This is a genomic window from Rhodocytophaga aerolata (assembly GCF_030503435.1).
In the GTDB taxonomy this organism is placed as follows: Bacteria; Bacteroidota; Bacteroidia; order Cytophagales; family 172606-1; genus Rhodocytophaga; species Rhodocytophaga aerolata.
Map to the genome: position 1 here is coordinate 102855 of NZ_JAUKPO010000007.1, position 15127 is coordinate 117981.

General features: G+C 37.1%; 11 protein-coding genes. 10 read left to right on the top strand and 1 reads right to left on the bottom strand.

All coding sequences use genetic code 11. The features are described from left to right. Positions 1-21: 21 nt before the first annotated feature. The 3 genes from Q0590_RS14180 to Q0590_RS14190 all read left to right on the top strand — a co-directional run bounded on the left by Q0590_RS14180 (position 22) and on the right by Q0590_RS14190 (position 5526). Positions 22-1149: a tyrosine-type recombinase/integrase gene (locus Q0590_RS14180; RefSeq protein ID WP_302038215.1), complete on the top strand. Its 1128-nt coding sequence runs from the start codon at positions 22-24 to the stop codon at positions 1147-1149. Positions 1150-1160: 11 nt separating this feature from the next. Continuing rightward, on the top strand, positions 1161-1613 hold the full coding sequence (locus tag Q0590_RS14185) for a hypothetical protein (RefSeq protein ID WP_302038216.1): 453 nt from the start codon (positions 1161-1163) through the stop codon (positions 1611-1613). Positions 1614-1707: 94 nt separating this feature from the next. Then, a complete protein-coding gene (locus Q0590_RS14190) occupies positions 1708-5526 on the top strand; it encodes a hypothetical protein (RefSeq protein WP_302038217.1) in 3819 nt (1272 codons plus the stop codon). Between the two features lie 58 nt (positions 5527-5584). Here Q0590_RS14190 and Q0590_RS37550 read toward each other — a convergent pair whose 3' ends face one another. Next, complete coding sequence (locus Q0590_RS37550) at positions 5585-5728, bottom strand: DUF4113 domain-containing protein (RefSeq protein ID WP_366970445.1); 144 nt, start codon at positions 5726-5728, stop codon at positions 5585-5587. 631 nt (positions 5729-6359) lie between these two features. Here Q0590_RS37550 and Q0590_RS14195 point away from each other — a divergent pair. The 7 genes from Q0590_RS14195 to thyA all read left to right on the top strand — a co-directional run bounded on the left by Q0590_RS14195 (position 6360) and on the right by thyA (position 15110). Beyond that, a complete protein-coding gene (locus tag Q0590_RS14195) occupies positions 6360-7082 on the top strand; it encodes a hypothetical protein (protein ID WP_302038218.1) in 723 nt (240 codons plus the stop codon). 102 nt (positions 7083-7184) lie between these two features. Next, positions 7185-7571: a hypothetical protein gene (locus Q0590_RS14200; RefSeq protein WP_302038219.1), complete on the top strand. Its 387-nt coding sequence runs from the start codon at positions 7185-7187 to the stop codon at positions 7569-7571. Positions 7572-8581: 1010 nt separating this feature from the next. Then, a complete protein-coding gene (locus Q0590_RS14205) occupies positions 8582-9751 on the top strand; it encodes a tyrosine-type recombinase/integrase (protein ID WP_302038220.1) in 1170 nt (389 codons plus the stop codon). Beyond that, positions 9751-11631: a site-specific integrase gene (locus Q0590_RS14210; protein ID WP_302038221.1), complete on the top strand. Its 1881-nt coding sequence runs from the start codon at positions 9751-9753 to the stop codon at positions 11629-11631. The genes Q0590_RS14205 and Q0590_RS14210 overlap by 1 nt, the downstream gene beginning before the upstream one ends. Before the next feature lie 34 nt (positions 11632-11665). Then, on the top strand, positions 11666-13690 hold the full coding sequence (locus tag Q0590_RS14215; RefSeq protein WP_302038222.1) for a site-specific integrase: 2025 nt from the start codon (positions 11666-11668) through the stop codon (positions 13688-13690). A gap of 12 nt (positions 13691-13702) precedes the next feature. Next, positions 13703-14317, top strand: a complete 615-nt coding sequence (locus Q0590_RS14220; protein WP_302038223.1) for a hypothetical protein — start codon at positions 13703-13705, stop codon at positions 14315-14317. Beyond that, on the top strand, positions 14301-15110 hold the full coding sequence (thyA, locus tag Q0590_RS14225; protein WP_302038224.1) for a thymidylate synthase: 810 nt from the start codon (positions 14301-14303) through the stop codon (positions 15108-15110). Before Q0590_RS14220 ends, thyA begins: the two co-directional genes overlap by 17 nt. Positions 15111-15127: the final 17 nt, after the last annotated feature.

The following is a 15127-nucleotide window of genomic DNA, read 5'->3' on the forward strand; positions in this document are numbered from 1 at the left end:
ATTTTTTAAACACTAGATTGCATGTTTGAGGGTTATAACGTAGCTTATCACCCACAAACCAAAAAACACCATAACGCTATGCCTGAAAAGACCAAAATCACCTCTCTGGAAAAAGTCATACCCTTTGGGGGTGATAAGATTTTAGCGCCCCTGGAAGAGATAAAATCCGTGGAGTCACTAGCTGACTGGATGGCATTTTATTGTGATACGAAGGTAGCCGGAGGGTCGCCTCATACCGAACGGGCCAAATGGGCAGACCTGCAAAAATTCCTCTTGTTCTATACTTCTCAACTGGGACATGACCGCGTGAGTTACTGGACAAGTTCCATGAGTAAATCATTTCAAAAGCATTTACAGAATACTCCAAGGGGAGAGGGGGTAGTAAAGGAAGGGGCTGCTGAAAAGAAAAAGAATGGGGAATGGAAACGAGCCAATCAGCCACTAACCGCAACCTCTATCAACCGGATCATGGCTACCCTTCGCCATTTTGCCCGTTGGCTTCATAAGCAACGGCCATTTGTTACCGGCCTGCCGGTCGAAGGCACTAAAGATATTATGATCGAGCAACCAGTCTGGAACGGACTCACGCCACGGGAAGTGACGTGTCTGAGGATAGCCTGCGATCAACGTATGGCAATCTGCACACGCGCTAATCAGAATCCACTTTTGGAAGTGGCCGTGTTTTATACATTGCTCTATACAGGCCTGCGGGAAAGTGAGCTGGCCAGCCTGAAATTTGGCCAATATCATAGCCGCGGTTTCCATGGCGTAAAGCGCAAAGGCAATAACATCACCCGAAAAGTACCGGTGCCGCAGGAAGCGCGGGAACGAATAGATGCGTATCTGAAAAGCAGGGGAGGGGAGCTACAGCCGGAAGCACCTTTATTCCTCAGCCGCTATGGCAATGCTCTGCACCCAAAAGACGTGTACCGCATTGCCGAGCGCATCTGCAACCAGGCCAATGCTCAAGGCGATAATATCCGCCTCACACCACACATGCTGCGTCATACCTTCCTGAAGCGTGCGGCCGATAAGTACGGAGTACATACCGCCCAAGATATGAGTGGGAATGTGAGTATAAATGAGATATTCCGCTATACTAAACCATCACAAGAGGAAAAAGACCAGCTGGCCGAAAATATGTTTTAAACGCAGGAAATATGAATCAATCTACCTTATTAACCTCTTCCAGAGATTTGTATCAGAAATTGCTACAGGATTATGCGGATTTCAACAATGATCCGCTGTCAGCCTATAAAGCACTGGATTGTGCAGCCGTAGCTTGGCATTTGACGGATTGGGTCTTTCATGAATACGAGAAGCTGGCTTTTCCGAATGTCGGAAGTATGCGGGAAGAATTTTACAAAAGTTGCGATGATCTGAAAACAATGCATGATCTGGCTACTGGCTTAAAACATTTCACAATCTCCAATCCAAAATCCAACATGTCAGGGAGCCATTTACATCAAGGTGGGTTTAGCAGGGCATTCAGCTTTGGATTTAATGTTTCGCGCCTCGAAATACAGTATTCAGATAAAGCGTCTGAACCGATTGATTTACTTTTAGAAAGAGTCGTTAACTTCTGGAGTGATTATTTTAGTGATAAAAACTGATCCTTGACTGGAAAAAAAATAGGAAGAAAACCGCACAAATCCACTATATTAAAGTGATTATAAAACTACTTAAAGAGAGACATTTAAATTAATTATGATTTTTTCGCAGCTAATTACTGCTACCGATTTAATTGAGCGAAATTATCACCTGCAAGAACGGGGTATATTTCCCGATCTTATTCGCCGTCTAATTTTACATTCTGATCCATCTGTGAAATGGATTCATTTTAGAGCGCATGAAGGAACTGCTATCGGTGGTTGGGACGGTATAATAGAAGAAGCAGAAGGCGCTTCACCCTATGTACCTTCTGGTAGGTCAAGGTGGGAGTTGGGCACAAATCAAAACGCACCTAATAAAATTAAGGGTGATTTTGAAAAACGTGATAAAGCCCCCAATCCTGAAATTGATATTTCTCAAACGGCCTTAATTTTTGTGGTTGCACGCCGTTGGTCAGGAAAAGAAGATTGGGCAAAAGAACAAACGGATCAACAAGATTCATGGCGTGAAATTCATGTAATTGATGCGGATGATTTAGAGGCATGGATGCAACTACATCCTGCCGTACATATATGGTTTTCGGCACAATTAGGAAAATATGTTCCGGGGCTGTCAGATATAGAATCCTGGTGGAAAGATTGGGCTCATCAAACTGATCCTATAATGCATCCATCTTTGCTATTAGCGGGTCGATCTACTACAGTAGAACATATAGGCAAATGGCTTAGAAGCTCCGAAATAGTCTTAAATGTATTTGCCAGCACGGCAGAAGAATCTCTGGCTGTGGTTGCTGCTACAATTTTAACTTTACCAGAAGACCAGCAGGAATATTATCTTTCTAAAATAATTGTGGTTCGGGATATTGAGGCCTGGAATCACTTGGTTCTCTCCCATACAAAGTTAATTTTAATACCTGAGATCGAAACAGCCCAACTAACCAAGTTGATTAGTGCTGCTACCAGGCAAGGGCATAGAGTAATACTACCTCGCTCAGCAACAGAAGCTAAACCCGAAGATTTTATCGTAACTCCTTTACAAAAGACCGCTGTTCAAAAAGAATTAGAACAAATAGGAATAGCAGAATTAGAAGCATCTGAGAAAGCTCAATTGGCCCGTCGCAGCTTTACTGCTTTCCAACGGAGTTTACTTACTGACAAGAGTCTGCAAAAACTTTGGTGGTCTGAGCCATCCATAGCAAAGAAACTCTTACCATTAGCTTTGCTTGGCTACTGGCAAGACGAACAGGAAGGTGACCAGCGTATTGTAGAAAAAATAACTGGTGAACCTTATTCAACAACCAAAAGCTTACTAATTGAGTGGGCAAAACAGCCTAATTCTCCGGTGCGCATTTTAGCTGGAGAGTGGTTTATAATTGACCCGGCAGATGTATGGGAACAAACAGTTTACTACTTTTCTGCGGAGCCAAAGCAAAAATTTGAGGAAATTATTTTAGAAGTTTTAGGGACATCGCACCCTCGATTTACCTTACCACCTAATGAAAGGCATACGGCTTCTATCCGTGGAATAAAATCGGATTATTCAAAACGTTTACGAGCAGGCATCACTAATACATTAGCTTTAATAAGTACAACGTCAGTAACAGGTGAAAATTCTCAAGTAAATTGGGTAAATCACCAAGTAAAACAGCTATTAGATAAGGCTAATGCTGATGCTTCAGGGCACTTATGGGCATCCCTTGATAGATACCTTCCAATGCTGGCAGAAGCCGCTCCTGATACTTTCTTAACCATAGTATTAAATGAGTTAAAGCGAACTGATTCGATCTTAACAACTCTGTTTATTGAAGAAGAAGGTTTCCTATTCCCTAATTCAAATCATACAGGATTACTTTGGGCATTAGAAAGCCTTGCATGGCCACCTGCATATCTTTCAGATACAGCTTTGGCATTAGCCAAGCTTGCCCGTATTGACCCAGGTGGTAGGATAGCAAATAGGCCAATTAATTCATTGCGGGAGATTTTTATTCCATGGAATCCTCAAACAAATGTGAATGCAAATGGCCGTTTGGCTGTATTGGATCGCTTGAGAAAGGAAGAACCACAGATAGCATGGGATTTAATGATAAAACTACTACCAAAATCCCATGATTCGAGTGGTCCAACGCATATACCACGGATGCGCTGGCGTGATTGGCAAATCAAACCAAGACACGGTGTTTTGAGAAAGCAATACTTTGAAAGTATTGCTGGAACAACAGAGAGACTGTTGCTTGATGCCAGTACCAACTCAGAAAGATGGGAGCAGTTGATTGATAATATTCCTCAATTAGTTCAACGACTTGACAGTGCTGAATTACGCAACAAGTTATTTGAGCAGTTGGATAACATGGGTTCTGTACCACTTAGTGATAAAGCACGGGCAAAGCTTCGCTCAGAGGTCAGAGAACTGCTAAATCACCATCGTTCTTTTCCTCAAGCTGAATGGTCATTGAATGAAAAAGAGTTAAAACCATTTTCAATTTTATATGAGAAGTTAGAACCGGAAAACTTGTTATACAGACACGCTTGGCTCTTTACTGATAGACCCAAACTCCCAGAAGGCTTTGACATGAAAAAGCGTACTGAGAATAGGGATTTCATTTCACATGCACAAGATGCAGCTTTAGCAGAAATACTCGATACAAAAGGTATATCGTGCATTTCAGAACTATTAAAAATAGTTCCCAAACCTGTCGAATTAGGCCAAGCTATTGGCCGTAGCAGCTTATCTGAGCAAGAAAAAATTGAATTATTAAAAACTTATTTATCCTCCAAAGATAGCCCAGAGCATTCATTTGGAGAAGAAGGGCTTGCATTCAGTTTTGTTTCAATCCTCAATGAATCCGCAGGTGCATTTATTAAAACTCATACCAAAGACTTCACACCCGAACAATTAGGTGTATGGCTTGCTCATTTGCCAATGGAACCAGAGTCTTGGCAGATAGTTAATGAGTTTGGCAATGAAGTGGTAGAAAAATACTGGCTGCAGGCACGTGCTTTTGTAAGAAAAGAAGATGATTCTGAAGAAGCTATCCGGCAATTTCTCCGTTTTAAAAGGGCCGTTGCTGCTACAGAAATATTGGTTCATCTGCATTACACCAACAAAACCCTACCTAACGATCTTTTGCTCCAAACATTAAGTCTCTTAGCAGAAAAGGGGAAGGGGAATGATAATTATATGCCTGATCGCCATAATCTGGAGATTTTACTTGATGAACTTATACATACGCCTGTTGCTGAAAAAGCAAAAGCAATCCAATTAGCTTTCACTTTGAGCTCTGTTGTTTTGTTGAAAAACCCCAAAATTCTTAACCATGAGCTGCAGCAAAACCCAGCTTTCTTTATAGAAGCACTAGGCTTGCTCTATAAAAAAGATTCGCTTCCTAATGAGACTTCAACTGGTGAAAGTAGTGGACAAATTTCCCCCAAATTTGCAACAATGGTTTGGGAGTTATTCCACCACTGGGATAGCCTACCTGGATTACAAGCCGATGGAACGCTTGATGAACAAGCACTTAAGGCGTGGGTTTCGCAGGTAAAAGAACTAGCAATTAAAGAGAGTTTATTCAAAGGATTTAGCTGCCAACTTGGCCAAATACTCAGTCACTCTCCAACGGGGCCTGAAGGAGTTTGGCCACATCCAGCAGTATGTGCCATAATTGAGCAAGAGGCAAACAATGAACATTTAGAGCAATATTTCCGGACTGGTTGTTTTAACCATCATGGTAAGAACCATGCTGTAGATGGTGGACAAAGGGAAAAATTGATTTCGGAGAATTATGCTAGATGGGCATCTGAATTAGAGTTAAGCTTCCCAACTACTGCACGAATACTGCGCAAGCTTGCATCTACCTTTTTAGAAATGTCTGAAAACTTAAAAAACGAAGAGGAAAATGAGGATCAGATAGGAATTTGATCAACTTTCCACCTAGGCTGGTTGGGATTAATATAATTGAATTAATTGGCCTTAACTTTCAATATATTCTCTCAAAGCGTTGTATAGCGTGGAGAAAACATATCTTGGGGAGCATCTGCCAGCTCTGCTTAATAGTACTGCTTGCATGAGTAAGAGTGCCTTTGCCGTAGCGCTGGTTGAGGCTGTCTATGACCTGCGTCAGTACTTCACGGGTGTGGCCAGTAGCAGGCTAATGCTTATTTCTCTACTAAGTCCTGCTGGTAGTCGCTGACTGGGAGATTTCCAGTAAATCAATGCCATATTTTTGGTAGTGATATTCTTGCACATTATCCGTTTCAAAGGGGTAGATACCTTCCTTTTGATGTGTTGATTAGTCCTCCAAGGGTATTTTTGATGAAAAAATACTGATTCTACTATATATTACAGAACAGTATTCGATTGCATAGTTATCTTGTCTTTACAATCTTTTTTTGTATACTTGTTTACTTAATGGTTTGATAAAAGTATATTCACTTGTATAAGTGAAAGATAAAAGGATTATTAAAATTTAGTATAGAAGAAAGATAGTAACATAAACAGTTAGCGTATTTAAGATCCCTGCTCTAGGAAACCGCCAATTTCACAATTGCACAGGGGAGATTAAATCAACGCCTACGTGTCACAAGCGTGGGCTTGGTTTATCTTGTGCAAAGGTGCTTGGCGGTACCTCTAGAACAGATAAATTCAAGTCTCACGCTTTTTGTATTATATGGATTTTCTGTTATTCATCATTATCATAAATAAAGTAAAAGAGGTAGAAATCATGCCACCCATTTTCAATAGTTCGTATAGCCATGCAACAAGACACCCTACACTCATCTAATTTTCTTCCAGAGGGCTCTTCTTTTTTTAATAGTAGGCAGAGATTTTGGGTTATAGAGTACTCTCCAGTAGTCAGAGATTTCTATATTAATAACCTAGATTCGACTACAGTTGAGAACAGGGAAGTTTTACTCAAAGGATATAAAAAAGATGCCTTGTTTCTGGGCATCTACAAAGACAGAGAAACGGCAGAAAACTTTGCCAATGTTTTCAAAGACAAACTCATTACAGGCGGAAGGTGGTATAGCTATCTTCCATCCTATCCTCATTGGCCTTCTGCTGGACAAGATATTAGCTTTTCAGATTGGTTTCAAAGCTATCTTGCTTCCAAAACCTTTCAGGCAAAGGACATAGACTTTGCCCTACTTGAACAAGCGTCCGGTGAATCGCTAAGCTATGAATTGATCAGTAGCTTAATCTGTCACGAATTCAATAAAAAGCCTTATGGCTTTATTGAGGAATTTTGCAATAAAAAGAAGCTACCCTTTGAAAAGATGAAAAGCTTTATTAACAATCCTGAATTTGATCTTGATAAAAGTTTGTTTATAAATCATATTCTGCTTGCCCTAGACTATAGAGTGAAAATGAATATAGTCATCTTATACGAGGATAAAGATGCAAAAAATCATACAGAAGATCTATCTTATTATTTTATCAAACAAAGCGATAAGGCCGAGCAATTGCCCCTTTTATAGACCCTACAATCACCACTGAGTAAAAAAACTTTAACTAGTCAGCTTTGCCTATCCAAAAAGAAAAATAGTATAGTAATAACGTGTAATCATTTCTAGTAACCTATGTCTACAGCCTTACTTAATTCCCAATCAAGCGCTTATCCAGATAAAAGAGCTGTGATCCTAGGATTGATTGAGCGTCAGATTCTCGAATTTCGGTGTGGGATACTTATTTGGTCCCATAAACCCAGGTATCAAATTAATGTGCTTTCTGAAAGTGCAATCCTGCTATTAATGGGTTTTGAAGATAATGATCGTCAAGGGGAACTCTATGGCTACTTCCGAGGGCTGATGGAGCAAACTCTCGCTTTAGAGATAAATCCTAGCCAACATGATCAGGCAAAATTACAGGCAGAAGAGGTATATGAGGCTTTGCTAGCAAGAAAAGAAAGCTTAACAGGCATCTATAATCAGGAGCGAACGATGATAAGTAAGTTCAGTAATCAATAAAGTGTATAAGCGCTGGATGATGGGTGAAAGTTATGGATAGGCAGAAATATAAAGCTAATCTCAAAATAAATATAAATGGCAAAAAAATCGAAGGTCAAAAAGAAAACCAGTAATACAAGTAAGGAGCCTGTCAATACTAAGCTTAGCATACCTAAGAAGGAAGCAGTAGGTCAAGACAATAGAATTGGGATGCATTTTGATGTCTCTGCCTCCTTCAAGCGGGAATATAAGCTATATGCCCTTCAACGAGAGATGAGCATGCTAGAGATCTTCAAAGAATCTTTTGCACTCTACAAGAAGGTCTACCCACCTAAAGAGGGGGACAGATGAATAAATGACCTATAAGCAGCTGCTGAGAAAAGTTGATCCCTTATCCTTTTCTATTATTTAATGATGGATGAGAGAAAATAAGTTATATGAATAAAAGCAGCCCTTCGCTAATCTTGTTTTCTTCATAGGTAGGAAATGTACTAATAAAATAATTTATCCACCTGCCCTCTATCCTATCTATATGAGAGAAATCTAAATTAAACAGCTAATAGCTATATGGAATGATGATGGATTTGTGTAATAATTTATATTTCACATAACCAGGCTATTTTAGTGCATCTTTAAGAAATTGTTTATTGTTGATATGCACGTTGCTACTTTCAGTTAGATCTTTTCTGCAAACCAATATTCTTGTGAGCCTCAATACTAATTGAGGCTATTTCATTTTAATTAAAATATTTTTTGCCCTAAAATGAGGTTAGAGTTATAGCTATTATTGAATCATCTGCTTAATAAAATCATGGCTAGAAAAGCAAAATACCAGTATTTTATTTGAAGAGTTATAGTATTACTTGAATCTAAACTTTAATACAGGTACGTTAACTAACTATATATTAGTGGCATAAGATAAAAAAATCATTGTATGCTAACTAGTTTTATTCTATATTGTTCTCAGCTTTTCTTGCTTAAAGAAAAACAGCCGAAATCACAAAAGCTTATAACAATACTTTTCAGTGTCTATGACAACACACAAAACGATAGTGGAGGAGAAAGGGGAATTAGTTACCCTTTTTGATGATGAAGAGAAAATAATCGAATTGCCTACTCTTTTTGCTCATACTATGGCGCGAAAACCAAGATACAGTAAGAAATCAGTTGGCGAATATACTAAGGATATTATGTATTTCTGTAAAGCTTTACAGAAGGATAAGATATACAAAGTATATTCAATTGATGAGGCTTTACAAATAGTAGGGTCAAGATTTGTTGAGGATTGGCTCTCTCAATTACAACGCCAAGGATTAAGCCAGTATACCATCAGAAAAAGAGATGCTGTATTAAAATCTTTTTTTGATTGGCTTACAACTGAAGAAGCTGGAAGAGTTAGAGATATTGATAATCATCCGTATTCAGACGGCAAGTTAAAAACAGTTGCTCCACACCGACCGCCTCCAAAATATCTGACTTATCTAGAAGTATGTGATTTCATATCGAATGGTTTTAAAAACGAGAGCGAACGCTGCTTAGTACACTTTTTATATGATACCGGATTACGTGTTTCAGAAGTTTGCAGGGTATTAAAGTCTGATTTACCAGATTTAGATCATTACCCTGATAGTTTAATGTATTTTCCGCTTTTAGTTATGGGATCGAAAGGCAGAGGAGGCAATCTTAAACCAAGATATACAATAATTAGCAGGTCTATGATTGAAAGAATTAATCGCCTTCATAATAATTGGAGGGTTTATAGAAAGGCGGAATTGAATTTTGAAAGGCAAGAAATTCCTATGTTTCTCAATGTGAGGGGAAAGCCTATAACTCGCCATGCTATACAAAAAAAATTTAATTCTACCTCAGAAGCTCTTTTAAATGCAGGCATACTGAATAAAACAATAAGCCCTCACAGGTTAAGACATGGAACAGCATTTTCCATTCTAAAGTCCGAGCATGGACGGGAATTTTTGGAAAATTTAGTTGTCTGCCAAAGAGCCTTAGGTCATTCTCACATCAAATCCACAGAAATGTATACTGCTATACCTGCTCCTATTATAGCCAAAATTCAACAGTTAGGAGATAGCAATGGCATAAATAATAGGTATGAAGAGGCTATATACATTTATAGGAATACCTTCAAGCCACAAAAAAATCACACAGAAAAAAGAGGACATGGATCTAAAACTAAAAGCTAATGGCTAAGACAATCAAAATGTATCATGAAAGTGGACTCGCTAAAATTTTACCTAAACCTACTACTGAAGATCCATATGCTCAACTAAAATTCATCTTTAACCGTGTTGCTAATCTTAAAATAAGTAAAAGCACAAAGGAAAATTTCAAAACAGCACTATCCTTTTATATAAATACCTATTTACCAAAGACACATAATTTTGATAGTAAATTAGAAAATAATAAGCTTTTTTTTCTGAATGAGCAGTGGGATAAGTTTGCTTTACATAATGTTGAAAAGTACTTCAAAAAATACAATGTAGAAGGAAGTAAGACCAGACTTTCTTCCTTTACAGTGACTTCACATATGTCTGCTATTAGGCAAGTAATGGAGTATGCCTTATTTCATCAATTGACTAAGGATGAAAACCTGCTTCAAGCAGGAGTAGGTTTGCCTATAAAAGAAACGGAGCAAAATACAGCCTATAGCGATTTTGAAGTAAATGAAATAAACAGGATGTTGAAGGAAGAACTTGAATTTACTTCTAAGCTTCTTAGTAAAAAAGGATATCAAAAAACAGGGATTGGGCGGGACCCTCGCATCAAACCCTGCATGAAAGGATTTCCTAGGGGCTCAGTCCATCCGGAAGGATTTGGTTGGAAAGAGACTGATAATATGCGATGGTACTTTGAAAATGTAATGGATTGTGAAGCATTATCAGGCGTACCTGAAAATAAAATAAAACATAATAATTTTTTTCACAATGTAACTAGGTGCTATAAAGGAGGGCTACCTGCCCTCTACCGTGCGTGGGGTGTAACTTCTTTGATAGATGCAGATGTACTTATGCCCTTTGCAATGAAACTAGCCTTATACACAGGCATGAACCCTGACTCTCTGTGGGATTTAACAGCAGATTGTTTTCAAGAAAAGCATCCTTTATCTAATGTGCCATACATAAAATACTTTAAGCAGCGAAGTCTGGGCCATAAGGAAATGCATTTAAACATATATGATAAAAATGTAGCTATCAGAGAACTGAAAGAAAATGAAGCAAATGTTATCCGGACGATTTTTAAACAGATCATTGAACTTACTGCGGCTGTTCGAGAGAGAGCTCCTAAAGAATTAAAAAGCTTTCTGTTTATTTATGAAGTATCTAGTAACAATAATTATGGTGTAGTTAGTAGAATCAATATTAAGGTTACATCAGAATGGTGCAAAAGAAAGTTAATACGATATAATCTTAGATCACAAAATGATAAAAGACTACAACTTAATATAGTTCGATTCCGCTCAACTAAAATTTCACAAATGGTAAAAGAGGGCTATGATTTTTTTGAAATTCAAAGTAGATGTGGCCATAAATCGATTGCACAAACGCTGAGATATATATCAAAAAATAACCTCGAGATTAATGCTAGAAAAATCATTAGGACTGCTTTAACTTATATTCATGAGAATCGTGCATGGCAATTGCAAGAACAACCTGAGTATGCTCTAGAACACACGTCTTCAAATAAAACCGTTATTTATAAAGGTATTATAGCAGATTGCAGGAATGTTTTAGATCCCCCAAAAGAGGTACAAATGCTAAAAGGTTATCAAAAAGGGGAAGTTTGTACCCGGTATAATATGTGCCTATTCTGTAAAAATGTAGTTATTTTAACTTTACACCTCCCATTGTTAATTGTTTATAAGAATCAAATTGTAAATGCTATAAAAAATATGCCAATAGAGCTTCCTACTATAAAGCATTATAAAAAAAGCCTTAGCATAATAGAAGAAATATTAGATCCCGAGAAATCAGAGTTTAGCAAGGAAGACCTAGAATGGGCGCATAGTGCTGCCGAATGTATGAATGAGTTAACAGATACAGTAGTTTATAGACCTATCTTATAATAGTAGCTAGATGGAGCCTTTTAAAACTAATTTTATGGATAGTTTTCACGAGATAATTTCTGGAAAACTAAAAATAGAAGACAATTTTCCTGTATCTGTAAAGAGTAAATTTGCAGATACAGTATGGGATTTCAGTAACGAGAACAAGCCACGCAATTTATCTATAAATAAATCTAAGCAACTGATTGATTGGGGAACTTCTGGCTTCATTCTGCCTGAAACCATTATGTATGAAGTAAAGATAGTAGCTTTCTTTCACGCTCAATGCCCCCGAGTTATATCAAATAGGAGTAGAGTAATAAATCATGGATTGAAGCCTAATACCTATTGCCCTGCTTTTAAGAAGTTACTTCAATTTTTAACTCATTTATATAAGAATTGTGAGAATAATAACTTTTTTAAGCATTCTAAATTTGAAACTAATGAAAATGGAAGGAGGATACAGTCAATTTATGATATAACAATTCACTCCTTAAACGAAGCTGCACAAAGCTTTTATTCAGAACGCCAAAATGATATTAAAAAGTTATTAATGTTATTTAATAACCCTATAATTCAACAACAAATAGCTACAAGGAACCCAAGAGATAAAAGGCTAGGTTGGAATAAAAATGATATAAATAATTTATGCTTTAAAATACAACCTAGTGTAGAACCAGGCGATAGTAAAGGATATAGTGACAAGCCAATATCTGATAAATTATTTCAATTGTTGGTCAAGGGATCAACTGCTGATCTACTATCTTTTTTAAGAAGGATGAAGATTCCCCTTTCATCTAATTATAATTTAAGTATTGAGCATGACATTGAATCAAATTTCATCTATAGCTCTTTAACAAATTTAGGTTCTATGTTTAAAGATTATTCAGAAATAAAAGCAAAAGATTTCTCTTATATGAGTATGTCTAATAAAAGAGGGAGTGGCTCACAAAATCAAAGAGAGTTATTCAAAAGAACGTATACTTTAAGCGTAAATGAGTTCAAAATAATTCTTCAAAGGGTGCAGTTAGCTGCACAATATTTACTATTGCAATTTACAGGAATTCGATATAGTGAAGCTGTTCAGCTTAAAAGAGGTTGTATTGAGCAATTAGACTCAGGTGATTATGTTATTAGAGGAACAATGGTAAAAGGGAAACCAGATGATCGACTTACTAACATAGATTATTGGGTTGCTTGCCCAATTGTTCGCGATGCTGTTAGTGTACTTGAATTGATGGCTAGACTTAATAATAATGATTATTTATTCGCTCCAAACAGATTAGTCGTACTAAATATAGATAATCGGCCATTATCAAATAATAGTATAAGTAATGGTATTACATCATATATTCATATAGTTGACACGGATAATAACTTTTCTTATAAGAATAATAGCGCAAAAAAACGGTATCAAAATGTTTATGCGAAATACCAACTCACTACTCACAGATTAAGACATACACTCAGTCTCCAATTATATAAAGCAGCTGTAGGTATTCCATACATTAGCTTTCATTTAAAACATTTATATGAGTCTCATAACAGATTTCGAACTGCAAGTGAAGTTACTCTAGGATATGGAGGAATAAGCACAGAAATATTTAATGATGCCGTTGCTATCAATAGAGTAAACAAAGATATTATTAATTCACTTTATCATCCCGAAGCCCCAGTAGCTGGACCTAACGCTGAAGAGTTTAAACAGAGACGTGAAGATTTTTTTAAAGGATGGCAAGCAGCAGGAGTTCCAATAGAAGAAGTTATGGAAGACCTCGTAAGCAAGGGTATCCCATTTGTAGATGTCGGATTAGGATTTTGTGGAGGCAAACGCAAAATTGAATATGCAGATGGGACAGTTGAGGAGCCGCCCTGTAAAGGAAACCTGCAATGCAACCCTACAAAATGCAAAAATGCTATCATAACTAAAATGCATATTCCTATATGGAAGGATGTATACGTAAAAAACAAGAAGAAATTAAATGATCCATACATGGCGTATGCAAAAAAAGAAATTCAAGCTATAGTAACTGAAGCTGAAAATGTTTTGAAAAATCTGGGCATTAAATTAATTACATGAAAATTCCGGAATTTGTTATTTAAGCATGGAGCTAGTAGTAGAGATTGGATAAAGGAGCATGATAGGTTACAGCAATTAGATTTTCAGAATCCTTTTGACCAGAGAAATCTGGAAGACTGGTGGTTGCAGAATTATAAAATAAGGAAATTATTTGATTCAATTGAAGCTGAAATAAAGGCTTCAATAAAGAAGGGAGTTACTCCCAGTATTCGGATAGTTTCCTGGGTGAGATTGGCTAAAAAACTTAAGTGTGACAGAGCTACTTTGAAACACTCTAAAAGATATTTCTGGACAAAGAATAGAAAAGAGAATATAGAAAAAATCATCCTAGAAAATAAGAACTCAACTACATTAAATCCTAATGAAAGCCGAAGTGATAAACTGAAAGAGATAAAAGAAACACTCTCAAAACAGAGAAACCAAACAGCTCACTGGTTTACCAAATGTAAAGCTTTAGAATGCGCATTCAATGAGTTGAGTATTTACACAGAAAATTTAAAAGCTAAAGTTGAAGAGTATGAAAAAATTATAGCTCAATTGCCTAACTTGGAACAAAATTTATCAATTTTAGAAAAGAAGGTTTTTAGTATCCATAGAAATAATAATAACAATGAGCCAACATCCTGAGAGACAATATTTAGCCTTAATGAGAGATATTTTGGATAATGGTGTGCAGAAAGGAGATAGAACTGGGACAGGCACTTTATCTGTTTTTGGCAGGCAAATGAGATTTGATTTATCAAATGGCTTTCCCTTATTAACGACAAAAAAACTTCATATACGGTCTATCATCCATGAATTACTATGGTTCTTAAGTGGTGATACAAATATTAAATACTTAAAAGAAAATGGAGTTTCTATCTGGGATGAATGGGCCGATGAAAATGGAGATTTAGGGCCAGTTTATGGGAAGCAATGGCGGAGATGGAAAACTCCAAATGGAGAAGAGATAGATCAGATTACTCAGATTGTTCAGCAGATCAAAACTAATCCTAATTCCAGAAGACATATTGTAAGTGCCTGGAATGTGGCTGATGTAAATGATATGGCCTTGCCACCTTGCCACACGCTTTTTCAATTCTATGTCGCTGAAGGTAAATTATCCTGCCAACTCTATACTCGCAGCCAAGACTTTTTTTTGGGTACCCCTTTTAATCTGGCAAGCTATGCATTACTAGTACATATGATCGCCCAGCAATGCGAATTGGAACCTGGAGATTTTGTATGGACTGGAGGAGATGTGCATCTATATTCTAATCATTTGGAACAAGCAAAAATTCAGCTTGCTCGTGAGCCCTATCCCATGCCTACACTCATAATTAAACGTAAGCCAGATTCTATATTTGATTATAAGTTTGAAGATTTTGAGATAGTGAATTATCAAGCTCATCCTTCTATTAAAGCCCCAATTGCTGTATAAATTAGCCTGATTATATA